This is a genomic window from Pantoea sp. alder81 (assembly GCF_020179835.1).
GTDB lineage: Bacteria > Pseudomonadota > Gammaproteobacteria > Enterobacterales > Enterobacteriaceae > Pantoea.
In genome coordinates this window covers 231,420-257,145 of the sequence record NZ_JAIUDA010000001.1, presented here as the reverse complement: position 1 = coordinate 257,145, position 25,726 = coordinate 231,420, and the positions used below count along the sequence as shown (strand labels likewise).

Below are 25,726 nucleotides of genomic sequence, written 5' to 3'. Positions count from 1 at the left end.
AAAGTGTATCTCCGGTCATAACCTTTTATTGTGGATTATGCATTTTTAGTCACATGTGACTCGGCCGACAAATGCCACCATAATAGGCAGCATCAGAAATTCATCACGCAGAGACAGACATGGAACCTTTCACCGCAGGATTAATCTCCCTCGAAGACGCGCAGCAAAAAATGCTGCAACAGCTCACGCCCATCAGCGATTGCCTCAGCGTCTCGCTGTTTGAAGCGGCGGGACGCATCACGGCGAAACCGGTCACTTCCCCGCTGGATGTGCCACCGTTTGATAACTCGGCAATGGACGGTTATGCCGTACGTCTTAGCGATATCGCGCCGGACCGCGAATTCCCGGTCGCAGGCAAAGCCTTTGCCGGCGCGCCGTTCAACGGCGAATGGCCAGCCGGCAGCGTGATTCGCATTATGACCGGTGCGCCGATTCCTGCCGGTTGTGATGCCGTGGTAATGCAGGAGCAAACCGAGCAGCGTGAGGGCGGTATCGTCATCACCGCCGCTGTGAATGCGGGTCAAAATATCCGCCGCATCGGTGAAGACATTGAGGCCGGTAAACAGGTGCTGGATGCGGGCGTTCGCCTGGGCGCCGCCGAGTTGCCGCTGCTGGCTTCATTGGGTATTGCCGAAGTCAGCGTGCTGCGCAAACTGCGCGTAGCAATTTTCTCCACCGGCGATGAGTTGCAGGCAGTAGGCCAACCTTTGGCGGACGGTCAAATCTACGACACCAATCGCTTCACCGTATCGCTGATGCTCAACAAACTGGGCTGCGAAGTGATCGATCTCGGTGTGATTGCGGACGATCCCGAGGCGCTGCGTCAGGCGTTCAGCGAGGCCGATCGTCAGGCAGATGTGGTAATCAGCACTGGCGGCGTATCCGTCGGCGAAGCGGATTTCACCAAAGCGATGCTGGAAGAGTTAGGCGTGATTACCTTCTGGAAGCTGGCGATGAAGCCGGGCAAACCTTTCGCCTTTGGCCGTCTGGCCAACAGCTGGTTCTGCGGCCTGCCCGGCAATCCGGTGTCTGCCGCCGTGACCTTCTATCAGCTGGTGCAGCCTTTACTCGCCACCCTTACCGGCCAGACCACGCGCATTATGCCGCTGCGCCAACGCGCCCGCGCTACCCAGCGTTTGAAGAAGTCGCCTGGCCGCCTCGACTTCCAGCGCGGTATTCTCAGTCGTGGTGAAGACGGCGTACTGGAAGTGCGCAGCACCGGCGCCCAGGGTTCGCACGTGTTTAGCTCTTTCGCCCTGGCCGACTGCTTTATTGTGCTTGAGCGCGACCGTGCGGATGTTGAACCTGGCGAATGGGTTGAGGTTGAAGTTTTCAATAGCCTGCTGGAGGGCTAATGAGCGTCGAACTGAGCCATGAAGAGATGCTGCGTTACAACCGTCAGATCGTGCTGCGGGATTTTGATTTTGACGGTCAGGAGAAGCTGAAAGCCTCACGGGTGCTAATCGTTGGTCTCGGCGGGCTGGGTTGTGCCGCCGCACCCTATCTTGCTTCGGCGGGCGTAGGTCATCTTACTTTGCTGGATTTCGACACCGTCAGCCTCAGCAATTTACAGCGCCAGATTTTGCACAGTGATGCCACCATCGGCCTGGCAAAAGTGGAGTCTGCGCGTCAGCAGCTGGCGGCGATTAATCCGCACTGCCAGCTCGAAGCGATTGATGCACAGCTGGATGATGAGCAACTCAGTGCCCTGATCGCGCGCCATGATGCGGTGCTGGACTGCACGGATAATGTCAGTGCACGTGAACAGATCAATCGTTTGTGTTACCAGCACAAGGTGCCGCTGATTTCCGGCGCGGCCATTCGCATGGAAGGTCAGCTCAGCGTGTTTACCTGGCAGCCGGGCGAACCGTGCTATCGCTGCATAAGTCGCTTGTTTGGCGAGCAGACATTGAGCTGCGTAGAAGCCGGCGTGTTGGCGCCGTTAGTGGGCGTGATTGGCGCGATGCAATCTTTAGAGGCAATAAAAGTGCTGACCGCGTTGGGGCAACCTGCCCGTGCACGCTTGTTGATCTATGACGCGATGAGTGCAGAATTCCGTAGCATGAATGTTATGCAGGATAGGCATTGCGAGGTGTGCGGCCAGAAATAATTAAGGTGCTGGAGGCCAGGAGTCGGGTCAGATAAGGTCCGGCCGATCGCAAAGGGAACCGGCATCCATGCCGATCGGCTGGGCCATCCGTGGCCCAGACGCTTTGCTCTTCGGGCGAACCTTATCTTCCCTATAACCCCTAGTGTTGCTGTTTAAACCGCACAGGTCGTGCAGACTGAATTAACCAAAAGAGGGCACATACATTGATAAAGGCAGGAATGGTGGGTCCGGAGTAAAGCGTTCGCCGCAGGGATGCGGCGACCGAGGCTACAGGGATGTATTCACGCCGTCTTTACGGAGCGGCCCACCATTTGTGCCTGAAGGTGCAGAACTCTCAGGCGAAATGGCAAACCAGAACAAAGCGCCCACCGCAGGGATGCGGCGACCGAGGCTGCAGGGAGGTATTCACGCCGTCTTTACGGAGCGGCCCACCATTTATGCCTGAAAGTCCGGGACTTTCAGGCAACATAACGATTTTAAACAATACCCTGACTACGCAGATAATCTTCGTAGTTGCCGGTGAAGTCGACAATGCGATCGCCTTTCATCTCCATCACGCGGGTGGCCAGCGAGCTAACAAACTCACGGTCATGCGAGACGAAAATCAGCGTGCCTTCATAGGCCTCGAGAGCCAGGTTAAGCGACTCAATCGATTCCATATCGAGGTGGTTAGTCGGTTCATCCATGATCAAGATGTTCGGCTTCTGCATCATTAGCTTGCCAAACAGCATGCGGCCTTTCTCACCACCGGACAGCACTTTAGCTGGCTTCTTGATTTCATCATGACCAAACAGCAGACGGCCCAGAATACTGCGCACCGCTTGCTCGTCATCACCTTCCTGCTTCCACTGGCTCATCCAGTCGAACACACTCAGGTCATCGGCGAAATCTTCGGCATGATCCTGCGCGTAATAACCAATCAACGCATTCTCAGACCATTTAACCGTGCCGCTGTCAGGCGTCAGTTCGCCAATCAGCGTTTTCAGCAGAGTGGTTTTACCGATACCGTTGGCGCCCAGAATTGCGACTTTCTCTCCGACTTCAACCATCAGACTCAATTTGCTAAACAGCGGACCGTTATCAAACCCTTTCGTCATGGTTTCGACTTCAAGCGCATTTCGGAACAGCTTCTTGTCCTGATCAAAACGCATATAAGGGTTCTGACGACTTGAGGCTTTCACTTCATCCAGTTTGATTTTATCAATCTGTTTAGCGCGCGAGGTGGCCTGGCGAGATTTAGAGGCGTTGGCGCTAAAACGGCTAACAAAGGATTGCAGGTCGGAAATTTGCGCTTTCTTCTTCGCGTTATCAGATAATAGACGTTCACGCGCCTGGGTTGCCGCAGTCATATATTCGTCATAATTACCCGGATACACGCGCAGTTCGCCGTAATCCAGATCCGCCATATGCGTACACACCATATTCAGGAAGTGACGGTCATGCGAAATGATGATCATGGTACTGTTACGTTCGTTTAGCACCTGCTCCAGCCAACGAATAGTATCAATATCCAGGTTGTTCGTCGGTTCATCGAGCAGCAAAATATCCGGGTTTGAGAATAATGCCTGCGCCAAAAGCACACGCAATTTCCAACCTGGTGCGATTTCGCTCATCGGACCGTAATGCTGTTCCACTGGAATGCCCACGCCCAGCAATAATTCACCGGCACGAGATTCCGCGCTGTAACCATCCATTTCACCGTATTCAACTTCCAGGTCGGCAACTTTATAGCCTTCCTCTTCGCTCATTTCTGGCAAAGCATAAATACGATCGCGCTCTTCCTTCACCGCCCATAATTCGGCGTGACCCATAATCACCGTATCGAGTACGCTAAATTGCTCAAAGGCAAACTGGTCCTGACGTAACTTACCGATACGCTCGTTAGGGTCGAGTGAAACATTACCGTTGGTCGGTACCAGGTCGCCGCCCAGTATTTTCATGAAGGTCGATTTACCGCTGCCGTTCGCACCGATTAAACCGTAACGATTACCGCCGCCAAACTTAACGGAGATATTCTCAAACAGCGGCTTACTGCCGAACTGCATAGTGATATTGCTGGAAACTAACACGGCATTGACCTTTGTTACGCGATGGAGGAAAAAACAGCGGGCATTATGCCAGAAACGGGCATCAGGACGCCACCTTTGCGCCTGTTAGCGTGAAGATGAAATGCTGAACGCGTTGTTGCAAAAAGAGAAATAAAAAAGCCGAAGACGATGTCATCTCCGGCTCCCGCTTACAAGGATTGTGCAGATTATTTGATCAGGAAGCTGTCCAGGCTTTTACCTGAGTCCAGCGCTTTCTTAATCGCTGCTGGGGTACGGCCCTGGCCGGTCCATGATTTCTCTTCACCGTTTTCATCGGTGTAAGAATATTTAGCCGGACGCGGTGCACGCTTCGCGCGTTTTTTACCGGTTTCCAGCGCACCCAGCAATTCGTTCGGATCAATACCGTCAGCCAACAGCATTTCGCGATATTTAGACAGCTTTTCTTCTTTCTCGCGGTTCTGCGCTTCTTCGGCGTTAACTTCGTCACGACGTTCAGTCACAACAACGGTTAATTTCTCCAGAATCTCTTCCAGATCGGTCAATGGCAGTTCACGAGCTTGCGCACGTAATGTGCGAATGTTGTTCAGAACTTTAAATGCGTCACTCATCACAATGTCCTTGCATATGGGGTTTTAATAAACTGTAGCGGCAAGACTACCCAATTCAAATAAAAAAATAAATTAATTTATGCGGACGGATAATTCCTAACAGATTAGCGTATTCACAATTTGAGCGATTACCCCAGCGATAAGCTTTAATTAACGGCGAATTAACAACAGCAGTTTAGTACCACCCGCTGGAACTGGTACCGATTTCAGCGGTTATTCCCGGCTGATAAACAAGCATTTAGCCACTAATGTCCTGTTCGGCTGAAGTGCGTTGGCAGATTAATCAGGATTAATGTTATGGACGAAAATCTATTTTCACAGGTGATTATTATATTTTCACCGTTGAGGGCACAATCGCATTTTTATCTCCCTTTACGATAAAAAGCCGGCGCATGCACCGGCTTTTATCTTCATAAAACGTAACCTCAGGTTACGGGCTTTTCTTCAGGGCGGGCGTCAACTGCGGTTGCGGTTCTTCATTTGACAACCAGTCGTGCAAATAATGCTCGAACTTTCCAGTGAGCGATTTCGTGTTTACGGTGCTCAACGAAAAACAGAACTCGCGTTCCCTATTCCAGTCAGTGCGAAAAAATAAAGAACGCGAGGGATAAAACCGCTAATCCTTCCAGGCATCCTGATGCCGAGAACGTGCCTTAATACCAAAATAGCCCCCCTGCCAGGGTTGGCAATTAATGTCACCTTATGGCGTATGACTGCCGTTTTAACAGGCTGGGGCGTACTACATGATGGTATTCGCCCAGGATAACCGCTGAATCACAGCGTGACGACTCAGTTTAAAAATAATTGAAACGGTGCTGAGCCGTTCGCCACCTTGTTTTAAGGCACCGTGGTGGCCGGCCCGAACACCGAATATTCAGGTAAATCCACGTTCTGATACGGCTCCCAGCCGCCGCCCAGCGCTTTGTAGAGCGCCACCAAATCCAGCGCGCTTTGCATTCGCGCCTGTGTCGATTGCGCTTCCGCCTGCGCTAACTGGCGCTGTGCATCCAGCACATCCAGGAAGGTGGAAATGCCCTGCTTATAGCTATCGCTGGCGAGATCAAACGCTCTCTGCAATGCGCCAGTGGTTTCATCCAGAGCGGTGACCTGCTGCTGATCGGCGCGGTAGCTAACCAGCGCATTCTCAACATCCTGCAGCGCGGTCAGCACCGTCTGACGATATTCCAGCGCCGCATTGGCCTGCTGCGCGCGCGCCAGTTTCACACTGGAAACTAAACGCCCGCCCTGGAAAATCGGAATGGAGAGCGAGGGTCCGATGCTATAAAAATGGCTGCTCCAGTCATCCAGATAGCTGGCATCGGTGTTGCGAACCCCGAGCTGTCCCGTCAGTGACAGGCTGGGGAACAGATCCGCCACCGAGACGCCAATGTTGGCGGTCTGCGCATGCAGATTGGCTTCCGCCTGCCGAATATCCGGACGTCGCCGCGCCAGCGTGGATGGGATTCCCACCGCCACCATTTTCGGCAGCGCCGGTAACGCTTTGCTGCTCATCAGCTCGTTATCCAGTGCGCCCGGCGTTTTGCCCAGTAATACCGCTAAGCCATTCATGGCCTGACGCTCCTGCGACTGATAACCCGGCAATTGCGCATTTAGAGAGGCAAGTTGTGCACGCGCATTTTCCACATCAGTTAGCGGTGCCATGCCGTTACGCTGCTGGCTTTGCGTCAGTTCCCAGGTTTGCTGCGCCACATCGATTTGCTGCTGCAGCGTGTTGAGCACCGCTTGCGCGCCACGCAGTTGCAAATAGGCGCGCGCCACTTCCGCTTCGAGCGACACCAGCGCGTCATTGCGCTGCTCAACAGCAGCCTGCTGCTGTGCGTCTGCGGCTTCCATCTGCCGACGGACTTTGCCCCACAGATCCAGCTCCCAGCTGGCGTCAAAGCTGCCTTGATAAAGGGTGACAGAATGATCGAGCCCGTTCAGCTGATTGGCGACGTCACTGTCCACCTGATCGTAAACCCCGTTGGATTTCAGTATGCCTTTTAAACCCAACTGCTGACGTGTGGCTTTTGCCGAGCCATTAAGTGACGGAAAAAGTCCGCCGCGTGCCTGCGCCAATTGCTCACGCGCGCCGGCAATGCGCAACACCGATTGCTGCAAAGATAAGTTACCGGCGATGGCGCGCTCGATCAGGCTATCCAGCTGTGGATCATTAAAGCTTTTCCACCATAGCGGGTTGATGGCCGCCGATTGCGGTTTTGAAGCTTCCTGCGACGGCAAATCGCGATAACTGCCCGGTGTCTGCGCATGAGGTGGCTGATAATCAGGGCCCACAGCGCAACCTGCCAGAAGCAGAGACAGCGCCAGCAAACTCAAGCGCGGAGAGGTGATCATTTTAGTGTGCTCCTGCACTGCCTTCGCTCTTGATCGGCGAAAGCAACCAACAAAAAGGAATCAACAGCAAGGCCACGATACTCAGGCCCATAAATACGTCGATGTACGCAAGGATACGCGCCTGCGCAATCATCTCTTTGTACAGCTGACCCGTCGCCAGCGTCAGCGGATCGCCCACCGCAGTTGTGAAGTCGCGAATCGACTGCGCCCAATGCTGCAAGGTGAGGTTGAACGGCTCGTTGAGCGGCGTCATGTTATGCACCATACTCGCCGACCGCGTTTGCATACGCTCAGTGATCCCTGCCGTTGCCAGTGAAATGCCGATCGATCCCGCCACATTACGGAACATGGTAAACAGCGCAGCAGCATCCGCATTAAGCCGCTGCGGCACCGTGATAAAGGCGATGGTAGTGAGTGGCACAAACAGGAAACCTAGCCCGATGGACTGTGCGCTGCGCATTAAGACCAGGGTGGTGAAATCAACGTTTGGCGTTAAGGTCGTGGAATAGAAAAACGCGCTGGCAAGGCAGGTAAAACCAAAGGCGATGATATAGCGCGTTTGCACAATGGGCATCAGTTTCAGCACCAGCGGAATCGTCAGCACAATCAATACCGCGCCGGGCGACAGCACCAGCCCCGACCAGGTGGCGGTATAGCCGAGATCCTGCTGCGCCAGCTGTGGAAGTACCACCGAGCTGCCATACAGAATCATCGCCATGCCCGCCATCAGTAAACCGGCAACCCAGAAGTTGCGATCTTTCATTACCGTGATATCCACCACCGGCTTACGGGCGTACAGCAGCCAGTAGACTGCGCCGACAATGCCAATCACCGCCAGCATGCAAAACAGGCGAATAAAGTGCGAGGCAAACCAGTCTTCATCTTCACCACGGTCGAGAAATACCTGCAAACAGCCCAGACCAAGGGTTATCAGGCTGATGCCGATGTAATCGATCTTCAGCTTGCCCTTGGCCCACTTGCGCTCCCACGGCGGATCTTCCAGCAGCTGATAGATCGCCAGCACCGTTAAAATCCCGACCGGGATATTGATGAAGAACACCCAGCGCCAGCTGTAGTTATCGGTGATCCAGCCACCAAGCGTTGGACCGATAACGGGTGCGACGATAATCGCAATCGAGGAGAGACCAAAGGCTTTGCCACGATCTTCCGCTTTAAAATAATCGAGGAGTACCGATTGCTGCACCGGCTGCAAACCGCCGCCGAAAAAGCCCTGCAACACGCGGAACAGAATGATTTGCCACAGTTCTGTGGCGATGCCGCACAGGAATGAGCAGATGGTGAACATCACAATACAGATCAGGAAGAACTGTTTACGCCCGAACAAGCGGCTAAAGAAGGCGGAGATCGGCAACACAATGCCGTTGGCCACCAAATAGGAAGTCAGTACCCAGGTGGATTCGTCGTAACTGGAAGAGAGTGAACCGGCGATGTGCGGCAGCGCCACGTTGACGATGGTGGTGTCGAGGATCTCCATAAACACCGCCAGCGTCACCGTGATGGCGACCAGCCAGGGATTGCTGGCCGGACGCCAGCTTTCGCTCGCACTCATTCTACGGTGACCTTCGGCTCAACCGACAGACCCAGTGGCAGCGGATGATTCGGATCCAATCCTTTATCGATGACAATTTTCACCGGCACGCGCTGCACAATCTTCACGTAGTTACCGGTGGCATTCTCAGCCGGGAAGGTGGAGAAGCGCGAGCCGGAACCCATCTGCACGCTGTCGACATGTCCTTCCAGCTTCATATCAGGCCAGGCATCAATACTGATATCCACTTTGTCACCAGGATTCATGCGCGCCAGCTGCGACTCTTTGAAGTTGGCGTTAATCCAGATATCCGGCGACACCAGTGAAAACAGCGCGGTACCAGCCTGCACCAGCGTGCCGACCTGTACGTTGCGCTTGGTGACAAAACCATCGTACGGGGCACGCACTTGTGTATAAGAGAGATTCAGTTCGGCGGTGTTGAGCTGTGCCTGCGCCTGCTCAACCTGCTGCTGGCGCGCTTCTACGTTGGTTTCCTGCTGACGAATCTGCAATTGCACCTGCGAAGCCACTTCGACCTGCGCTTTGGCGCTTTGCAGTTGTGCTTCAGCGGATCGCAGCTGCGCGGCCGCGGTATCAATGTTGCGCTGTGAGGTCGCGCGGGGATCCACGCCGCGCTGACGACGATAGTCCGCCTGCGCATTCAAAAGATTGGCCTGAGCTTTGGCTTGATCGGCTAATGCCTGATCGCGCTGCGCCGGATACTGCACGCGTGACAGCGCTAATTGCGCCTGGGCCTGATGCAGTTGCGCCTGAGCCAGACCAAGCTGGGCTTTGGCCTGATCGCGTTGGGCACTGGTGTCACGCGGGTCGATCTCCACCAGCAAATCGCCCTGCTTCACTCGTTGGTTGTCTTTTACCAGCAGTTTCACCACATAACCGGCCGCTTTCGGTGCGATGGTCACCGCATCGCCTTCGGTAAAGGCATCATCCGTGGTTTCAATATTGCGCGTAGTGAACCAGAACCACAGCCCCACCACCAGCATGATCACCACCACGATGGCGAGAATGATCAGGGGCTTTTTGCCGGGGCGTTTACGTTGTGGTTCGTTGTCTTGGCTGGAGTCTGAAGCGTGCTGCGCATCCTGCTGCTCGCGAGCGGGCGGCTGATTGTGGTTATCACTCATAGGTTATCATCGCTGGCTGTGATCCCGATCCACGGGCAAAAACGGTCAACTTAACCTTAGATCGAAAATTGACAAATGCCAGTACAACTTTACACAAGCCAACAATCAACGCATTTTCTGCCACTGAGTGCGATAACGCGCTGAATAACCAGCGCGTCAGCTCAAGGTGCAGAACAAAATGGCAGGCTTATTTTAACCAGTGCAATAGGAACCAGCCACACAGCATCGACCACGCCAGCATGGGCAGAGAAAACAGGTGAAAGCGCCACCAGACTTTGCTGTCCTGCGCCATACGCAGCGCAATCAGATTAGCCAGTGAGCCCGGCAGCAAGCCAAATCCCCCAATGTTGACGGCCCATGCCAATACCTCTGACGGCGGCACTTTTTGCAGCAACAGAATGGTCGCCGGCACATTACTGATGACCTGTGAAAGGCCGATCGCCAGCAAATATAAACCGCCTTCACTCAACTGGCTTATTGCGGCGAAATGCGGCTGCAGCAAGGAAAGATGCATCAGTAAAAACACATCGATGAACATCGCGACAAATACCAGCAGCAAGCTCCAGTCGATACTGATTAATACGCTGCGCGCCATAATCAGGAAGCATGCCGCCACCAACAAGAGTGCCCATCCGGTCATTTTTAGCTCTAAAGCCACAATAAACACCAGATAGAGCAACACACTGATGATAAATAGCGGTTTATGCCACTGATGCGCTTCGCTTTGCGCATGTTTCTGAATGGTTCGTTTGGGAAAGCTGTACCAGGTCAGCGCCATCAGGCTGATCATCAATACGGCAGCCAACGGTGCCATCTGCAGGATAAAGCCCGGTACGCTGAGTGTACCGTGGCTCCATAACAGAATATTTTGCGGGTTGCCCACCGGCGTTAGCAGCGATCCGGCATTCACCGCCAGCGCTTCAAAAATGATTAAACGAGATATCGGCAGGCGCGAGAATTTGCGCAGCGTGAGCGTCAGCGGCACCAGAATAAACAGCGCCACATCGTTGGTGAGAAAAGTGGAAAGCAGCGCGGCGGCACACACCATAAACAGCGCCAGTGTGCGCTCATGTTGAAAGCGCTGCACCAGACGCGCGCCGAGCACATCAAAATAGCCGCTGTTTTCCAGCCCTTTGGTCAGCATCAATAGCCCGGTGAGCGTCATGATAGTGTGCCAGTCAACGGCGGCGGGCAATTGCGGCCAGCGAAACTCCGCCAGCGGCAATAAAATCACACCCAACAGCAACAACAAATGCAAAATACGATCACGCATTAAGGAACGCAGCACGATGGGCATGATGGCGGAAGGCCTTGTAGGTTAGCGGCTCTCGTAAAACTTCTGGAAAACGGCGAGGGTTTCATCACTGACGTGATGTTCCAGGCCTTCAGAATCCCGGCGGGCAGTTTCCGGGCTGACACCCAACGCCAGCAGGAAGGTTTCCACAATGTGATGACGGACGCGGCTCGCCTCCGCCAGCTTTTCACCTTCAGGCGTCAGAAACACACCGCGATAGGGAACCTGCTCCACCAGACCGGTGGTGCCTAAACGCTTCAACATTTTCGCTACGGTGGGCTGCGAAACGCCGAGGCGCGCGGCCATATCCACCTGGCGAGCTTCACCAAATTCACGAATCAAATCAGAGATTAACTCTACGTAGTCATCAATAAGTTCACGTCGATGCGCTTCGCGCACCTGGCGAAATCCTTCGACATGCTCCTCTATCTCTTTAAGCGGCCCCTGGGGCGTGTTGGTGGCGCTCTTTGCACGACGACTCATTCAGCTTCCTCTTTATTATCTGCCGCACTTTACCTGCGGTGCGGGCCTGGCTGCGCTCATTGTAAACCAGGCACAAATAAGCACAAATTTTTCCTAAATAGTGTTGGCTAAAGAGTATAGCCAGTGCTATCTTTGTTCGTAATGTAAGCGAATAGCTTAATTAGGAGGCAACGATGAACGCACCCTATTTGCTGCTACTCCTTTTCCTGCTGTTTATCGCAGGTTTGTGCTTACTGTTACGTCGTTATTCATTCGGGAGGTGAACATGACCACCATGAAAAACTGCCTCGACTGTGGCAAATGCTTCCAGGTTGAGCAAAGCAAACCGGCTTTTGAGCTGAAATCATTATTGTGCCTGTTTAAACGCTCGCCTTTTGCCCTGCGTCTGATGCTGATTGAAAAGCTGACCGGCAAACAGCTGACTGAGCGCCCTTGCCCAAATCTTATCTGGCGCGGCTGATTCATCCATAAATTCCTTCTCAGGATCCGTTTTCTCAACGGATCCTTTGCACGATCTCACATTTTGTTACCCTTTTTAGTCCCACTCTTTCTATTGTTATTGAACGAATTTCAAACCCTTGCTCTCTCTGTGGCTGAATCGCTTCAGGCACTGACATAACTTTACCTTCAACACTCCTTAAACGATTAGGCTGCTAACTTTTAGCTTGCAACCTATTGTGACGTCTGATTAATCTCCTCATAACAAAAAATTACATACTTATAACAAAATCAACCCAGGGTGGGTTTTTTCGTAAGGAAGATTAGCAATGTCACATAAAAAGCCTGAAGAGCAACCATCGGGCAGGAGACGATTTTTACAAAAATCGCTCTCGCTCATTCCTCTCGCCGCCGCAGCCAGCACCGGTGTGGTGTCACTCTCCTCCCCCGCCGCCGACAAACCACAAGGTGTGTTATCCGACTATGTTCCCGCCTACTTTAACGATAAAGAGTGGAAGTTTCTGCTCGCCGCACTGGATTGCCTGATCCCCGCTGACGCCAACGGCCCCGGCGCAGTCAGCGAAGGTGTGCAGGTGTTTATCGATAAGCAGATGGAATTGCCCTACGGCTATGGTCGCCTGTGGTACATGCAGGGCCCGTTCGCCGATTCGATTCCGGAAATGGGTTACCAATCTCATTTGGTTCCGCGCGATACCTACCGATTGGGCATCGCTTTAGCTGACCAGCACTGTCAGCAGCAGTATCAAAAGGACTTTTACCAACTGGAGACGGCGCAGCAGGAAGAGGTTCTGCATGCGCTGGAAGCCGACAAACTGCGTAACGATGCTATTCACGGCAAGCAGTTTTTCGAGCAGCTACTGGAAAACGCCAAAGAGGGTTATCTCGCCGATCCGATTCACGGCGGTAACCAGACTCTGGCTTCGTGGAAGATGATCGGATTTCCCGGCGCTCGCGCGGACTTTGTGGATACCGTGCAGCAGCCGAATAAACCCTATCCCCTCGGTCCAGTCAGTATTTCCAGCAAAAGGAGCGTGTAATGGCGGCAGTAAAAAAAGCGCCCGTCGATGTGGTGATCGTCGGGTTTGGCTGGACCGGTTCGCTGATGGCGATGGAACTGGCCAGTTCGGGTTTGAACATTGTGGCATTAGAGCGTGGTGAAAATCGCGACACCTACCCTGATTTCTCCTATCCACGCATTGCCGATGAGTTGACCTACGGCATCCGTCTGAAATTATTCCAGAACGCCTCGAAAGAGACGGTCACAGTACGTCACACTACACAGGAAACCGCGTTGCCCTATCGACGCTTCGGTTCCTTCCTGCCCGGTGATGGCGTGGGCGGAGCCGGTACGCACTGGAACGGCCAGCTGTGGCGTCCGCTGGAAGCCGATTTGAAAATGCGCAGTACGGTCATCGAAAAATACGGTGCTGACTTCATCCCTAAAGACATGACGGTGCAGGATTACCCGTTCTCTTATGCTGAGATGGAACCCTACTTCGATAAGTTTGAAAAAATTTGTGGTGCTGCCGGCCAGGTCGGTAATCTCAATGGTGAAACCGTCGAAGGCGGTAACCCGTTCGAATCTCCGCGTAAAAATGGCTATCCCACCAAGCCGCTGGAGACGTTGTATGCCGGCGAGCTATTCTCCAAAGCAGCGAAGCAACTGGGTTATCATCCGTTCGAATGCCCCGCAGCTAACTGTACCGAAGCCTGGACCAACCCTTACAACGTGCAGCTTGGCGTATGTAACTACTGCGGTTATTGCGAACGCTTTGGTTGCTTCAACTACTCCAAAGGCTCACCGCAAAGCTGCGTCATCCCTGCTCTGAAGCCGTTCAGTAACTTTGAGTTACGCACCCAGGCGCACGTCATTCGTGTCAATACCGACAGCAGCGGCAAAAAAGCCACTGGCGTGACTTATATCGATGCACAAGGTAACGAAGTCGAGCAACCGGCTGACCTGGTGATCCTCAGCGCCTTCCAGCTGCACAATGTGCGCTTACTGCTGCTATCAAAAATCGGCAAGCCTTACGATCCGCAAACCGGCGACGGCGTAGTGGGCAGAAACTATGCCTACCAGATGACCGGCGGCATCAAGCTGTTCTATGACAACGACAACTGGTTCAATCCGTTTGCGGCCACCGGTGCCACCTCGACCGTTATCGATGATTTCAACGCGGAAAACTTTGATCACAGCAAAGTCGGCTTCGTTGGCGGCGCCACGATATCTGCGGCGTTCTCCGGCGGCCGTCCGATCCAGCAGATGGGCATTCCTAAAGATGCTCCGCGTTGGGGTTCTGGCTGGAAACAGGCGATCAAAGATAACTACCTGCACAACATGAATGTTGGCTCGTCCGGTTCCGTGATGCCTTACAAACAGTGCTATCTCGATCTGGATCCGACTTACCGTGATATCTATGGTCAGCCCTTGCTGCGTATGACGTTTGACTGGCAGCAGAACGAGCTGAAGATGACCAATTTCATCAAGGATAAGGCCGAAGAGATCGTCAAAGTGATGAATCCAAAGCACTATGAAATTGGCTTCAAAACCCTGAACAGCCACTACGATGTCCGCCCTTATCAATCCACCCACACCACCGGTGGTGCGGTGATGGGTGACGATCCGCGTACCAGCGTGGTGAACAAGTTCCTGCAAAGTTGGGATGTGCCGAATGTGTTTGTCACCGGTGCCTGCTGCTTCCCGCAGAACCTGGCGTACAACCCGACCGGGATAGTCTGTGCCACGGCATTGTTCGCGGCGGATGCGATTCGCAACCGCTATCTTGCTAACCCTGGTCCGCTGGTTCAGGCCTGATAAGGAGCGTCATAGTGAAAATTTCCGCACTCTTTCTCGCTCTCAGCGGCGCGCTGATCAGCCACGCCTCCTGGGCCGCGACCGATGCCTCGGTTAAGCAAGGCGAATATCTGGCCAAAGCGGGCGATTGCGCCGCATGTCATACCGTCGCCGGAGGTCAGCCTTTTGCCGGTGGGCTCAAAATGAGCACGCCGATTGGCGCCATTTACTCCACCAACATCACGCCGGATAAAACCCACGGTATTGGCGACTACAGCTACGAGGATTTTTCCAGGGCGGTGCGCGGTGGAGTCGCCAAAGATGGCAGTTCGCTCTATCCGGCTATGCCTTACCCTTCATATGCCAAAATCAGCGACAGCGATATGCACGCGTTGTATGACTATTTCATGCAGGGCGTGAAGCCGGTGAGCCAGGAGAATCATAAAAGTGATATTCCCTGGCCGCTGAGCATGCGCTGGCCGCTGGCGTTCTGGCGCTGGACCTTTGCCGATGACAGCACTTACGCTCCGGCTGCCGGTCAATCGGCTCAGTGGCAGCGCGGTGCTTATCTGGTGCAGGGGCTCGGCCACTGTGGCTCTTGCCATACGCCACGCGGCATCGGTTTCCAGGAAAAAGCCATGGATCAGAACAGCAAAGGCTATCTGACCGGCGGCACGCTCGAAGGCTGGCATGCGCCGGATCTGACTGCCAGCCCGGTAGCAGGATTGGGCAGCTGGTCTGAGCAGGATATCGCCACCTTCCTGAAAACCGGCGCGAATAAGCAAGGGGCCGCATTCGGTTCGATGACGGATGTGATTGCGCACAGCACACAGTATCTCAGCGATGAGGATCTTAATGCTGTTGCGGTGTATCTGAAGTCATTACCGGCTGCGGATAACACCACTGCACCACAGGCCAGCGATGCGACATCGCAAGCGCTGTTCAAAGGGGATGTCAGCCAACCAGGCGCGCAGGTGTACGTGGATAACTGCGCCGCCTGCCACCGTACGGATGGTAAAGGCTATGCCAGTACTTTCCCGGCGCTGGCGCATAATCCGGCTTTGTTGAGTGAAGACCCGTCATCAGTGATCAGTGTGATTCTGAAAGGCGGCCAGCGTGCGATTACCCAACAGGCACCGACCGGTTTCACCATGCCAGACTTTGCCTGGCGTCTGGATGATCAGCAGGTCGCTGATGTCGCTAACTTCATTCGCAATGGATGGGGTAACAAAGCGGCACCGGTCACGGCCGATCAGGTGAAGAAAATCCGCGCCACGCTTCCTCCCGCCCCGCAAAAATAGGCATAAAAAAACGGCCCGTAAAGGGCCGTTTCTTGTGCAACTCTGGTCTAAGCAAAAACTTAGAAGCTGTAGCCTACGCCAGCAATCCAGGTGCCTACGTCTACGCTACGGATACGGCTCTGCTCGTAACCCACGTCAACTGCAACGTTTTCGATTGGGTTGAACTGCATGCCTGCACCGTAAGAGAAGCCGTAATCGCTGGTGTCAGTTTTGTACTGTGCAGCAGCGTCAGTTGCCTGGTATTTACCGTAACCGATACCGACCACGCCGTAGATGCTTGCCCAGTCGTTCAGACGGTAAGCAGGACCACCGGTGATGCCGTAGTACTGGCCTTTGTTATAAACGCCAGCGTCAGTACGGTCTTTCTCGGTGTAGGTGAAAGAACCGATCCAACCCAGTGGGTTAGTACCATCTTCGTAACGGTATTTCAGGTTGAAGCCGTTTGCTTTGTTAGCAACGCCCTGATAATCGCTCTGAGCGTAACCAGCAGAAACGGTGCTCTGCGCCATGGCTGAACCTGCAGAAACTGCCAGTACACAAGCCAGTGCTGAAAGACATGCAATTTTTTTCATAAACCACCTCAAATGTGAATATACTTCTCTCCTGACAACCCTGAAAATATAACAAAAATTAGCAAGAAACTCTGCCCGCTATTTGTTGTCTAACAGATTGTTTGGTGTAACAGAAAGTTAATGAAGTTTCCTATGTCATTCATTTTACTTATAAAAAGCGTCATCTTTCTGCAACAATATTTCGGACAACAAATAATGCCTTTAAGGATATTCCTAAACTAATCTGACATTTCTTTACTTAAATGGCCCGAAAAACGGTTATTTCCCAGGCTGTCACTGCATTTATTTTCCCTCTTACACGCCTCCTTATTTCCTGAAGATTCCTTTACACTGACGTTTTGTTGCTGTGTTGTTAATCACTACAGGATTGAATTACAGGATGTCTACGCCTCTGACGAACGCCAAAATGGCCCCGGTTTTGTTCCCAATTTCCGTGCTACTGATTGCTATGCTCTCGCTTCAGGGCGGTGCTTCACTGGCAAAATCGCTGTTTCCCAGCGTGGGGGCACCCGGCATCACCGCATTACGCCTTGGACTGGGCACCCTGATTCTGTGCATCATCTTTAAGCCGTGGCGTTTACGGTTCACTTCTGCACAGCGCAAACCGCTATTGATGTACGGCCTGGCGCTTGGCTGTATGAACTATCTCTTCTACTTATCTATTCGTACTGTGCCGCTGGGCGTCGCCGTTGGTTTGGAATTTCTGGGCCCTTTGACCCTGGCATTGGCCGGTGCGCGCCGTCCGCTCGATTTCATTTGGGTGTTACTGGCGGTGATCGGTTTATGGTTCCTGCTGCCGATTGGTGATGGCATCAGCCATATCGATCCGCTGGGTGCGCTGTTAGCAGTGGGGGCCGGTGCCTGCTGGGCGGTCTATATTCTGGCAGGGCAACGCGCCGGTGCGGAACATGGTCCAGCGACGGTTGCCATGGGATCGCTGATTGCCTCGGTAATTTTCGTACCGCTTGGGTTAACCTTTGCGGCACCCGGTATCTGGCACTGGGAAATTCTGCCACTGGCACTGATTATTGCCCTGCTCTCCAGTGCGATTCCTTATTCACTGGAGATGATGGCCCTAACCCGCCTGCCAGCCCGCATCTTTGGCACGCTGATGAGTCTGGAACCTGCGATGGCAGCACTTTCAGGGATGCTGTTCCTCGGTGAGCTGCTGACGCTGAAGCAGTGGATCGCGCTGCTGGCGATTATCGCCGCGTCGGCGGGTTCGACACTCACCATGAAACAGAAGAGTGCCAAAATAAGCGAAGTGGATATTAATAATCCGCAATAAATAATGCCAAATTCAGCCTGTTAAGCTGCAGGCTGAATATATAAGCATTCTCATTCTCTTTTTTCTCATCACCGCCTTCGGTTTTGTTATTATTTTGCAACATCATTGAAAAGCAATTAACACACAACATAAATCCTTGTTTTAATTGAAAAATACATAAAACGCTCAAATCCCGAACAACATTAAGGTTTATCTATTCCTGTCATCGGTTTAAACAATCCGGCACAGCCAAAAACTGCTGCTATACTTATTCCCGTGCTTGATTAGGACAACCATCAATTAGAGGATATTAATGATGAGTACCGCAAAACTGGTTAAAACTAAATCGTCTGATCTCATTTACACCCGTAATGATGTTGCTGATAGCGATAAGAAAGCGACCATCGAGGTGCTCAACCGTCTGGTAGTGGAGTTTATTGATCTGTCACTGATCACCAAGCAGGCGCATTGGAATATGCGCGGTGCCAACTTTATCGGTGTGCATGAAATGCTGGATGGATTCCGTACTGCCATCACCGATCATCAGGACACCATTGCAGAGCGTGTTGTACAGCTTGGCGGCGTGGCGCTGGGTACCACTCAGATCGTCAACGACAAGACGCCATTAAAAAGCTATCCGCTCAACATCCATACCGTTCAGGATCACCTGAAAGCGCTGGCCGATCGTTACGCGATTGTCGCGAACGATACGCGTAAGGCCATCAGTGAAGTAAGCGATGAAGACACTGCAGACATTTTCACGGCGGCATCGCGTGATTTGGATAAATTCCTGTGGTTCATCGAATCCAACATCGAATAATGTCAGTTACAGCGAAGGCGGGTTATCCCGCCTTTTTTTATGTCTGTAACATTTTGGTGCTTTTTTTGACGTCGTTAACAAAATCTTAATCCTGCCTTTCCCTTGCTAAGCCCTTGGTGCACACTGTGCCTGCACCACAACAGCACGATGCACTATTTTGGTGAGTCATATTAGTGCAGACTTTTCGACTACAGCAAAATCGCTTCAGCCAGGCCCTGCATCCTGCTGATTTCGAGCAAAATGAAAAGTTGGCATAATTTTTTCATATGAATAGCCGTACATCAGGCCATCAGGTCTGAAGGGTAATAAGGAAAATAATGATGAAGTCTTTGATTAAAGTCTCCGTGGCCGCGCTGGCGCTGGCCTTCTCGCTTTCTTCCACTGCAGCAGATAAGAAACTGGTTGTTGCGACCGACACCGCATTCGTTCCTTTTGAATTCAAACAGGGCAACGATTACGTTGGTTTCGATATCGACCTGTGGGCCGCTATCGCCAAAGAACTGAAGCTGGACTACACTCTGAAGCCAATGGATTTCAGCGGTATCATCCCAGCACTGCAAACCAAAAACGTTGACGTGGCACTGGCCGGTATCACCATCACCGACGAGCGCAAAAAAGCCATCGACTTCTCTGACGGCTACTACAAAAGTGGTCTGTTGGTGATGGTGCGTGAGAACGAAAACAACATCAAAGGCATCGACGACCTGAACGGTAAAACCGTGGCAGTGAAGAGCGGTACGGGCTCAGTTGATTACGCGAAAGCGCACATCAAATTCAAAGACCTGCGTCAGTTCCCGAACATCGATAACGCTTACATGGAGTTAGGCACCAACCGTGCTGACGCCGTTCTGCACGACACACCAAACATCCTGTACTTCATTCACACCGCCGGTAAAGGTCGCTTCAAAGCGGTTGGCGAGTCTATCGAAGCTCAGCAGTATGGTATCGCCCTGCCAAAAGGCAGCGATGACCTGCGTAACCAGATTAATGGCGCGCTGAAAACCCTGCGCGACAACGGCACTTACAACACAATTTATAAAAAATGGTTCGGCAGCGAACCAAAATAATTCCGGCCTAAGCCGATTTTTCCAGCAGGGAGCATAGTCTCCCTGCTTTTTACATTTCCATTGCAACAGATTTTGGAGTTACACCATGGAGTTTGACTGGAGCGTCATTTGGCCAGCCCTGCCGATTTTGATCGAAGGCGCCAAAATGACCCTGATAATTTCCGTACTCGGCCTGGTTGGCGGGTTATTTATTGGCTTAGTCGCCGGTTTCGCCCGCGCCTACGGCGGATGGATTACAAATAATCTCGCGCTGGTGTTCATTGAACTGATCCGCGGTACGCCAATCGTGGTGCAGGTGATGTTTATCTACTTCGCCTTGCCGATGGCCTTCCCAGACCTGCGCATCGATCCGTTCACTGCCGCCGTGGTCACCATCATGATTAACTCCGGTGCCTATATCGCGGAAATCACGCGTGGTGCCGTGCTGTCGATCAACAAAGGCTTCCGCGAAGCGGGCCTGGCGCTGGGCCTGTCAAGTCGTGAAACTCTGCGTTACGTCATCATGCCACTGGCACTGCGTCGTATGCTGCCACCGCTTGGTAACCAGTGGATCGTCAGTATAAAAGATACCTCGCTGTTTATCGTGATCGGCGTGGCGGAACTGACCCGTCAGGGCCAGGAAATCATCGCCGGAAACTTCCGCGCGCTGGAGATCTGGAGTGCCGTTGCGATTATCTATCTGGTTATTACCTTGGTGTTGAGCTTTGTACTGCGCCGTATTGAGAAGAAGGTGAAAATCCTGTGATTGAATTTAAAAACGTCTCTAAAAACTTCGGCCAGACCAAAGTCCTGCATGACATTAACCTGAAAATTAATCAGGGCGAAGTGGTGGTGATTATCGGGCCATCGGGCTCAGGTAAATCTACCCTGCTGCGCTGTATCAACAAACTGGAAGAGATCACCACCGGTGACCTGATTGTTGATGGCATGAAGGTGAACGATCCTAAGGTCGACGAACGCTTGATTCGCCAGGAAGCCGGCATGGTGTTCCAGCAGTTCCATCTTTTCCCGCAGATGAGTGCGCTGGATAACGTGGCTTTCGGCCCGATTCGTGTACGCGGTGCGAAGAAGGACGACGCACAGAAACTGGCACGTGAACTGTTGGGTAAAGTCGGCCTCGCCGAGCGTGCGCACCACTTCCCTGCCGAACTGTCAGGTGGCCAGCAGCAACGCGTGGCGATTGCCCGTGCGCTGGCGGTGAAGCCGAAAATGATGCTGTTTGATGAGCCAACCTCTGCACTCGATCCAGAACTGCGCCATGAAGTGCTCAAGGTGATGCAGGATCTGGCCGAAGAAGGCATGACGATGGTGATCGTGACGCACGAAGTGGGCTTCGCTCAGAAAGTGGCTTCGCGTCTGATCTTCATTGATAAAGGCACCATCGCCGAAGATGGCAATCCGGATGAGTTGATCACCAACCCACCGAGCGATCGTCTGCGCGAGTTCCTGCAGCACGTGTCATAAATGACGAGGCGGCTGTAAAGCCGCCTCTTCTTCCGTAAAGAATTTTCCTTTCAGAATCTTCACCTTCCATCACTGACTATACTTTTTCTCTTGTGCCGCTGTGCGTTGCTCAAGGAGAAGGTCATGTCGTTTGCCCGCCCATCATGGTGCCTCACCATATGGATGCTGCTCTGTCTGTTCCTCGTTCCCACCGCAGACGCGGTCAATCTGCCGCAGGCCGCCGTCGCCGCCCAACAAACTTCAACGCCTGCTGCCAGCACCACCGCTGAAGGTGAGCCGACCCTGGAAGATAAAAAAGCCGCTTATGCCGCGCTGGCCAATATCCTGGAGAATAACGATTCGCGTCAGGAGTTGATCGATCAGCTGCGTCAGGCCGCCACCAGCAAAACTAATAATGAACAGCCGGTACTGGCTCCGCCACAGGCCGAGCAGGAAGATCCTACGGTATTAGAGAGCGTCACCAACGTCACACGCGAATATGGGGGAGCTGTCGCCTCGCAGTTTGTAAGACTGCACGACAACATCGTCAGCGCGCCGCACAAGTCCTTTAATCAACAAACCTTCTTCAATGCACTGAAGTATTTCGCGGGACTCGCCGCTGCCGTTTTTGCTTTTTACTGGTTCACGCGACTGTTGATGTATCCCGTGTGGCAGCGCATGGGCCGCTGGGGGCGCAATCATAATCTGGAACGCACTAAGTGGCTGCATCTGCCCGCCACCATTGTCGTAGCCTTTCTGCTCGACTTAGTGCTTCTGGCACTGACGCTGTTTGTTGGCCAGATCATCAGCGACAACTACCACAACAACAATCGCACCATTGCCTATCAACAAGGGCTGTTCCTCAATGCCTTTGCGTTGATTGAATTCTTCAAGGCGGTGCTGCGATTGATATTCTGCCCACGCTTCCCCACGCTGCGCTTCTTCCATCTTTCCGATGCGCGTGCCGCTTACTGGAACACGCGTCTTAGCTGGCTCAGCGGCACCATTGGTTATGGTTTACTGGTGGTGGTGCCGATCGTCGGCAATCAGGTGAATGTGCAGATCGCCGCGTTGGTGAATGTGCTGATCATGTGCATTATGACCGGCTGGGCGCTGTGGCTGATTTTCCGTAATCGACGCAATATCCACGACGAATTATCGCGTTTGGCGGATCGTAGTATGAGTTTCTTTGCCCTGTTTATCCGTGCCTTTGCAATGGTGTGGCATTGGCTGGCGAGCGCCTATTTTATCGCATTGTTCCTGTTCTCGATCTTCAACCCGGGTGACAGCCTGAAGTTCATGATGTCCGCCACGGTGCGCAGCCTGGCTATTATCGTTATCGCCGCGCTGGTTTCCGGCATGCTGACGCGCTGGATTGGCAAGACGTTGACGCTGTCGCCGGATCTGCGGCGTAACTATCCGGAGCTGCAAAAACGCGTCAATGACTGGGTCAAAGCGCTGCTGAAACTGGCGCGGGTGATTACCGTGTTCGCCACCCTGCTGCTGCTGCTCAATGCCTGGAATCTGTTTGATCTCTGGCACTGGCTCACGCTTGGCGCCGGGCAGAAGATGGTGGATGTGCTGATTCGTATCGTGATGATTTTGCTGCTTTCCGCCGTTGGCTGGACGCTGCTGGCCAGCCTGATCGAAAGTCGTCTGGCCTCAGACTCGCATGGAAGACCGATGCCCAGCGCACGCACGCGCACCTTGCTGACGCTGTTCCGTAACGCGCTGGCGGTGGTGATCAGCACCATCACCATTATGATTTTGCTGTCGGAAGTGGGGGTAAACATCGCGCCGCTGCTGGCGGGTGCCGGTGCACTCGGTCTGGCGGTGTCGTTCGGTTCGCAAACGCTGGTGAAGGATATTATCACCGGTATCTTTATTCAGTTTGAGAATGGCATGAACACCGGCGATCTGGTGACCATCGGCCCGATTACCGGCACGGTTGAGCGCATGTCGATTCGTTCCGTCGGCGTGCGTCAGGATACCGGCGCGTATCACATCATTCCCTGGTCTTCGATCACCACCTTCGCCAACTTTGTGCGCGGCATTGGCTCGTTTGTCGCCAACTATGATGTTGACCGCAGTGAAGAGACCGAACGTGTGAATGCGACTTTGCAGGCGGCAGTGAAAGCGTTGCTGGAGAACCCGGATATTCGCGGCATGGTGATTGGCGAACCGAGTTTTTCCGGGCTGGTGGGCTTGACTAACCAATCCTTTACCGTACGCGTGTCGTTCACCACCCAACCGCTGAAGCAGTGGACAGTGCGCTTTGCGCTGGATGATAAGGTGAAGAAGCATTTTGATGCCGCAGGAATCAAAGCGCCGCATCAAACGGTGGAAGTGATGCAGACCGGCAACGATGTGGGTTCCGCGGCCACGCTGGCAGCCTTACCGCCGCCCAATCCATCGTAGAGTCACCAGGGAGCGGAACTGGCCTGCCAGATTCGCTCCCGCATTTTGGGCTAAGCTCGCACCAGTATCCTGACGGATCAGGGCAAACCCTGGGTTCAGCGCGCGAAGCGTTTAGTGCGCGCGGCTGGCGGCAGGAATGTCCAGGCGATAAAGCGGCTTTGTTTCTGCCCTTGTGCCATCTCGATGATTCGCACTTCCTCAACATCGAGATCGCGCAACTGGTCGCGCAATGCAGGCAGATTCTCTTTGCGTGAGACCAGCGAGGTAAACCAGACAATGCGATCGGCATAAGCCACGCTTTCGTCGATCATCTTGCCGACGAACTGACGCTCGCCACCTTCGCACCACAGTTCTTTATGCTGACCACCAAAGTTAAGCGGTGCATTTTTCCCTAAACCCAGATTGCGCGTTTTACGCTGACCGACCATCGCCGCTTCCTGCGCTGAAGCGTGGAACGGTGGATTACACAGCACCGCGTGGTAGCGCTCATTTTTATGCACCACACCGGCGAAAATGGCAGAATCGTCTTTCTGACGACGCAGGCGCACACCGCGCTGTAAGCCGGGATTGCTGGCTACGATTTGGTTAGCAGCGGTAATCGCCTCAGCCGTGATGTCCGTGCCTGTGAAACGCCAGCCGTATTCAGCGTGACCGATCAACGGATAGATCAAATTGGCACCGCAACCGATATCCATGACATCGACATCACGCGGAACGTTGCCGCCGTTGTCACTGGCCAGCAAATCGGCCAGCGCGTGCACATAATCGGCGCGTCCCGGCACTGGCGGCGTGAGGTAACCTTCCGGTTGCTGCCAGTTGAGGTTATAAAACAGTTTGATCAGCGCCTGATTGAGCAGCATCACTGCTTCAGGATCGGCAAAATCCACCGACAGCTCGCCGTAGCCATTTGGACGCACTTTTACCGCCAGCGGCGGATGGGCAGCGGTCAGAGCAGCAAAATCATAATGGCCCTGATGGCGATTACGGGGATGAAATGGCGAGGTGGCGGTTGGCTTGTTCATAGATTCTCCGGATAGTAGCGCGGGCGTAAGATACGCTGGATGGCGGCATCGCACAATCCGCTTACACGATTATCTGTATTGCATTTAAACCTAATATCCCAAAAATGAGTCCAATATCATTCGTGCTACAGCAATGCTGGTGTGCTCATCCACTGGCGCTTCTTAAAGACAGTGACCGGGTAGCAATGACGCCGTTGTGGTGCGAAGTTTAACAGACAAGCCAGGAGCACTAATGCGACAACGTTACACTTATCAGCCAAGGAGCGGGCATGGTTTACCACACGACCCGCTGAACGCCATTGTTGGTCCTCGCCCGATTGGCTGGGTGAGTTCGCTGAGCGCCAGCGGACAGCGCAATCTGGCTCCGTACAGTTTCTTTAACTGCTTTAACTATCATCCGCCGATCATTGGTTTTGCAAGCAGCGGCTGGAAGGACAGCGTGCGCAATATCAGTGAGAGCAAAGAATTCGTCTGGAATCTGGCCACTCGCCCGCTCGCCGAAGCGATGAATGAAAGCTCTGCTTCTGTGCCGCCCGAACAAGATGAGTTCGCACTCGCAGGATTGACACCAATCGCTGCCTCGCACGTCAACGTCAGCATGGTGGCAGAGAGCCCGGTGAATTTTGAGTGCCGTCTGACTCAGCTGATTCGTCTGCAGGATGTGCAAGGCATTGAACTGGAGAGTTGGCTGGTGCTGGGTGAAGTGGTGGCGATTCATATCGATGAAGCCTTGCTGGAAGATGGCATTTACCAGACCGCTAAGGCACAACCTATTCTGCGAGCCGGCGGCCCATCCGCGTATTACGGCATCAGTGAGGATTTGCGGTTTGATTTGGTGCGCCCGGATGCACGCCGGGGTTAATTTTTTGCAGGCTGGCGGTTCCGGTTCCGGTTCCGGTTCCGGTTCAAATTCAGTTTGAAACATAGGCTTGGATTGCAGGCTGAAATGCGGGTTGGCTTAAAACCGAGTT

General features: G+C 53.3%; 22 protein-coding genes. 13 read left to right on the top strand and 9 right to left on the bottom strand.

Annotation, left to right across the window (positions count from 1 at the left end; all coding sequences use genetic code 11):
- Positions 1-119: 119 nt before the first annotated feature.
- Both moeA and moeB read left to right on the top strand, forming a co-directional pair.
- Positions 120-1,355, top strand: a complete 1,236-nt coding sequence (gene moeA, locus LBW88_RS01220; RefSeq protein ID WP_224929692.1) for a molybdopterin molybdotransferase MoeA — start codon at positions 120-122, stop codon at positions 1,353-1,355.
- The gene (moeB, locus tag LBW88_RS01215; RefSeq protein WP_224929694.1) at positions 1,355-2,110 is read left to right on the top strand and encodes a molybdopterin-synthase adenylyltransferase MoeB; all 756 of its coding nucleotides are present in this window, start codon (positions 1,355-1,357) and stop codon (positions 2,108-2,110) included. The genes moeA and moeB overlap by 1 nt, the downstream gene beginning before the upstream one ends.
- Positions 2,111-2,586: 476 nt before the next feature.
- On the opposite strand, the gene LBW88_RS01210 is transcribed toward moeB, so the two are convergent.
- The 7 genes from LBW88_RS01210 to mntR all read right to left on the bottom strand — a co-directional run bounded on the left by LBW88_RS01210 (position 2,587) and on the right by mntR (position 11,592).
- Positions 2,587-4,179 (bottom strand): ABC-F family ATPase, encoded by a 1,593-nt coding sequence (locus LBW88_RS01210; RefSeq protein WP_224929697.1) that lies wholly within the window; start codon positions 4,177-4,179, stop codon positions 2,587-2,589.
- Between the two features lie 185 nt (positions 4,180-4,364).
- Positions 4,365-4,766, bottom strand: a complete 402-nt coding sequence (locus tag LBW88_RS01205) for an H-NS family nucleoid-associated regulatory protein (RefSeq protein ID WP_224929700.1) — start codon at positions 4,764-4,766, stop codon at positions 4,365-4,367.
- 837 nt (positions 4,767-5,603) lie between these two features.
- Positions 5,604-7,121 (bottom strand): efflux transporter outer membrane subunit, encoded by a 1,518-nt coding sequence (locus LBW88_RS01200; protein ID WP_224929702.1) that lies wholly within the window; start codon positions 7,119-7,121, stop codon positions 5,604-5,606.
- Between the two features lies 1 nt (position 7,122).
- On the bottom strand, positions 7,123-8,691 hold the full coding sequence (locus tag LBW88_RS01195) for a DHA2 family efflux MFS transporter permease subunit (RefSeq protein WP_224929705.1): 1,569 nt from the start codon (positions 8,689-8,691) through the stop codon (positions 7,123-7,125).
- The gene (locus LBW88_RS01190) at positions 8,688-9,815 is read right to left on the bottom strand and encodes an HlyD family secretion protein (RefSeq protein ID WP_224929707.1); all 1,128 of its coding nucleotides are present in this window, start codon (positions 9,813-9,815) and stop codon (positions 8,688-8,690) included. Before LBW88_RS01190 ends, LBW88_RS01195 begins: the two co-directional genes overlap by 4 nt.
- Before the next feature lie 187 nt (positions 9,816-10,002).
- Positions 10,003-11,112, bottom strand: coding sequence for an SLC13 family permease (locus tag LBW88_RS01185; protein WP_224929709.1), 1,110 nt, complete (start codon positions 11,110-11,112; stop codon positions 10,003-10,005).
- Positions 11,113-11,133: 21 nt separating this feature from the next.
- Entirely contained in the window at positions 11,134-11,592 is a 459-nt protein-coding gene (mntR, locus tag LBW88_RS01180) for a manganese-binding transcriptional regulator MntR (RefSeq protein ID WP_224929712.1), read from the bottom strand.
- A 265-nt stretch (positions 11,593-11,857) separates the two neighbouring features.
- Between mntR and LBW88_RS01175 the strand changes: the two genes are divergently transcribed.
- From LBW88_RS01175 to LBW88_RS01160, 4 genes are all read left to right on the top strand, one after another.
- A complete protein-coding gene (locus LBW88_RS01175; protein WP_045814029.1) occupies positions 11,858-12,052 on the top strand; it encodes a hypothetical protein in 195 nt (64 codons plus the stop codon).
- Between the two features lie 307 nt (positions 12,053-12,359).
- On the top strand, positions 12,360-13,088 hold the full coding sequence (locus tag LBW88_RS01170; protein WP_224929715.1) for a gluconate 2-dehydrogenase subunit 3 family protein: 729 nt from the start codon (positions 12,360-12,362) through the stop codon (positions 13,086-13,088).
- Positions 13,088-14,866 carry a GMC family oxidoreductase gene (locus LBW88_RS01165; protein WP_224929718.1) on the top strand — a complete coding sequence of 593 codons (1,779 nt, stop codon included), beginning with the start codon at positions 13,088-13,090 and terminating at the stop codon, positions 14,864-14,866. The genes LBW88_RS01170 and LBW88_RS01165 overlap by 1 nt, the downstream gene beginning before the upstream one ends.
- 11 nt (positions 14,867-14,877) lie before the next feature.
- Complete coding sequence (locus tag LBW88_RS01160; RefSeq protein WP_414004073.1) at positions 14,878-16,146, top strand: c-type cytochrome; 1,269 nt, start codon at positions 14,878-14,880, stop codon at positions 16,144-16,146.
- 59 nt (positions 16,147-16,205) lie between these two features.
- Here LBW88_RS01160 and ompX read toward each other — a convergent pair whose 3' ends face one another.
- Positions 16,206-16,718, bottom strand: a complete 513-nt coding sequence (ompX, locus tag LBW88_RS01155; protein ID WP_224929721.1) for an outer membrane protein OmpX — start codon at positions 16,716-16,718, stop codon at positions 16,206-16,208.
- Between the two features lie 379 nt (positions 16,719-17,097).
- On the opposite strand from ompX, the gene rhtA reads away from it, so the two are divergent.
- The 6 genes from rhtA (at position 17,098) to ybiO (ending at position 23,733) form a co-directional block, all read left to right on the top strand.
- Positions 17,098-18,006, top strand: coding sequence for a threonine/homoserine exporter RhtA (gene rhtA, locus LBW88_RS01150; protein WP_224929724.1), 909 nt, complete (start codon positions 17,098-17,100; stop codon positions 18,004-18,006).
- A 295-nt stretch (positions 18,007-18,301) separates the two neighbouring features.
- Positions 18,302-18,805, top strand: coding sequence for a DNA starvation/stationary phase protection protein Dps (gene dps / locus LBW88_RS01145; RefSeq protein WP_038647945.1), 504 nt, complete (start codon positions 18,302-18,304; stop codon positions 18,803-18,805).
- Positions 18,806-19,125: 320 nt separating this feature from the next.
- Positions 19,126-19,872 (top strand): glutamine ABC transporter substrate-binding protein GlnH, encoded by a 747-nt coding sequence (glnH, locus tag LBW88_RS01140; protein ID WP_224929727.1) that lies wholly within the window; start codon positions 19,126-19,128, stop codon positions 19,870-19,872.
- Between the two features lie 85 nt (positions 19,873-19,957).
- On the top strand, positions 19,958-20,617 hold the full coding sequence (glnP, locus tag LBW88_RS01135) for a glutamine ABC transporter permease GlnP (RefSeq protein ID WP_224929730.1): 660 nt from the start codon (positions 19,958-19,960) through the stop codon (positions 20,615-20,617).
- Positions 20,614-21,336, top strand: coding sequence for a glutamine ABC transporter ATP-binding protein GlnQ (glnQ, locus tag LBW88_RS01130; protein ID WP_038647952.1), 723 nt, complete (start codon positions 20,614-20,616; stop codon positions 21,334-21,336). The genes glnP and glnQ overlap by 4 nt, the downstream gene beginning before the upstream one ends.
- Positions 21,337-21,498: 162 nt before the next feature.
- The gene (ybiO, locus tag LBW88_RS01125) at positions 21,499-23,733 is read left to right on the top strand and encodes a mechanosensitive channel protein (protein WP_224930319.1); all 2,235 of its coding nucleotides are present in this window, start codon (positions 21,499-21,501) and stop codon (positions 23,731-23,733) included.
- Positions 23,734-23,828: 95 nt separating this feature from the next.
- Here ybiO and rlmF read toward each other — a convergent pair whose 3' ends face one another.
- A complete protein-coding gene (gene rlmF / locus LBW88_RS01120; RefSeq protein ID WP_224929733.1) occupies positions 23,829-24,755 on the bottom strand; it encodes a 23S rRNA (adenine(1618)-N(6))-methyltransferase RlmF in 927 nt (308 codons plus the stop codon).
- A 232-nt stretch (positions 24,756-24,987) separates the two neighbouring features.
- Here rlmF and LBW88_RS01115 point away from each other — a divergent pair, with 232 nt between their 5' ends.
- Positions 24,988-25,617 carry a flavin reductase family protein gene (locus LBW88_RS01115; protein WP_224929735.1) on the top strand — a complete coding sequence of 210 codons (630 nt, stop codon included), beginning with the start codon at positions 24,988-24,990 and terminating at the stop codon, positions 25,615-25,617.
- The last annotated feature ends 109 nt before the right edge of the window (positions 25,618-25,726 follow it).

Excerpts from the sequence above, each read along its gene's own strand:
- moeA (WP_224929692.1), top strand. The coding sequence starts at position 120 with ATGGAACCTTTCACCGCAGGATTAATCTCCCTCGAAGACGCGCAGCAA.
- moeB (WP_224929694.1), top strand. The coding sequence starts at position 1,355 with ATGAGCGTCGAACTGAGCCATGAAGAGATGCTGCGTTACAACCGTCAG.
- LBW88_RS01205 (WP_224929700.1), bottom strand. The coding sequence starts at position 4,766 with ATGAGTGACGCATTTAAAGTTCTGAACAACATTCGCACATTACGTGCG.
- LBW88_RS01200 (WP_224929702.1), bottom strand. The coding sequence starts at position 7,121 with ATGATCACCTCTCCGCGCTTGAGTTTGCTGGCGCTGTCTCTGCTTCTG.
- LBW88_RS01195 (WP_224929705.1), bottom strand. The coding sequence starts at position 8,691 with ATGAGTGCGAGCGAAAGCTGGCGTCCGGCCAGCAATCCCTGGCTGGTC.
- LBW88_RS01190 (WP_224929707.1), bottom strand. The coding sequence starts at position 9,815 with ATGAGTGATAACCACAATCAGCCGCCCGCTCGCGAGCAGCAGGATGCG.
- LBW88_RS01185 (WP_224929709.1), bottom strand. The coding sequence starts at position 11,112 with ATGCCCATCGTGCTGCGTTCCTTAATGCGTGATCGTATTTTGCATTTG.
- mntR (WP_224929712.1), bottom strand. The coding sequence starts at position 11,592 with ATGAGTCGTCGTGCAAAGAGCGCCACCAACACGCCCCAGGGGCCGCTT.
- LBW88_RS01175 (WP_045814029.1), top strand. The coding sequence starts at position 11,858 with ATGACCACCATGAAAAACTGCCTCGACTGTGGCAAATGCTTCCAGGTT.
- LBW88_RS01170 (WP_224929715.1), top strand. The coding sequence starts at position 12,360 with ATGTCACATAAAAAGCCTGAAGAGCAACCATCGGGCAGGAGACGATTT.
- LBW88_RS01165 (WP_224929718.1), top strand. The coding sequence starts at position 13,088 with ATGGCGGCAGTAAAAAAAGCGCCCGTCGATGTGGTGATCGTCGGGTTT.
- ompX (WP_224929721.1), bottom strand. The coding sequence starts at position 16,718 with ATGAAAAAAATTGCATGTCTTTCAGCACTGGCTTGTGTACTGGCAGTT.
- rhtA (WP_224929724.1), top strand. The coding sequence starts at position 17,098 with ATGTCTACGCCTCTGACGAACGCCAAAATGGCCCCGGTTTTGTTCCCA.
- dps (WP_038647945.1), top strand. The coding sequence starts at position 18,302 with ATGAGTACCGCAAAACTGGTTAAAACTAAATCGTCTGATCTCATTTAC.
- glnH (WP_224929727.1), top strand. The coding sequence starts at position 19,126 with ATGAAGTCTTTGATTAAAGTCTCCGTGGCCGCGCTGGCGCTGGCCTTC.
- glnP (WP_224929730.1), top strand. The coding sequence starts at position 19,958 with ATGGAGTTTGACTGGAGCGTCATTTGGCCAGCCCTGCCGATTTTGATC.
- ybiO (WP_224930319.1), top strand. The coding sequence starts at position 21,499 with ATGCTGCTCTGTCTGTTCCTCGTTCCCACCGCAGACGCGGTCAATCTG.
- rlmF (WP_224929733.1), bottom strand. The coding sequence starts at position 24,755 with ATGAACAAGCCAACCGCCACCTCGCCATTTCATCCCCGTAATCGCCAT.
- LBW88_RS01115 (WP_224929735.1), top strand. The coding sequence starts at position 24,988 with ATGCGACAACGTTACACTTATCAGCCAAGGAGCGGGCATGGTTTACCA.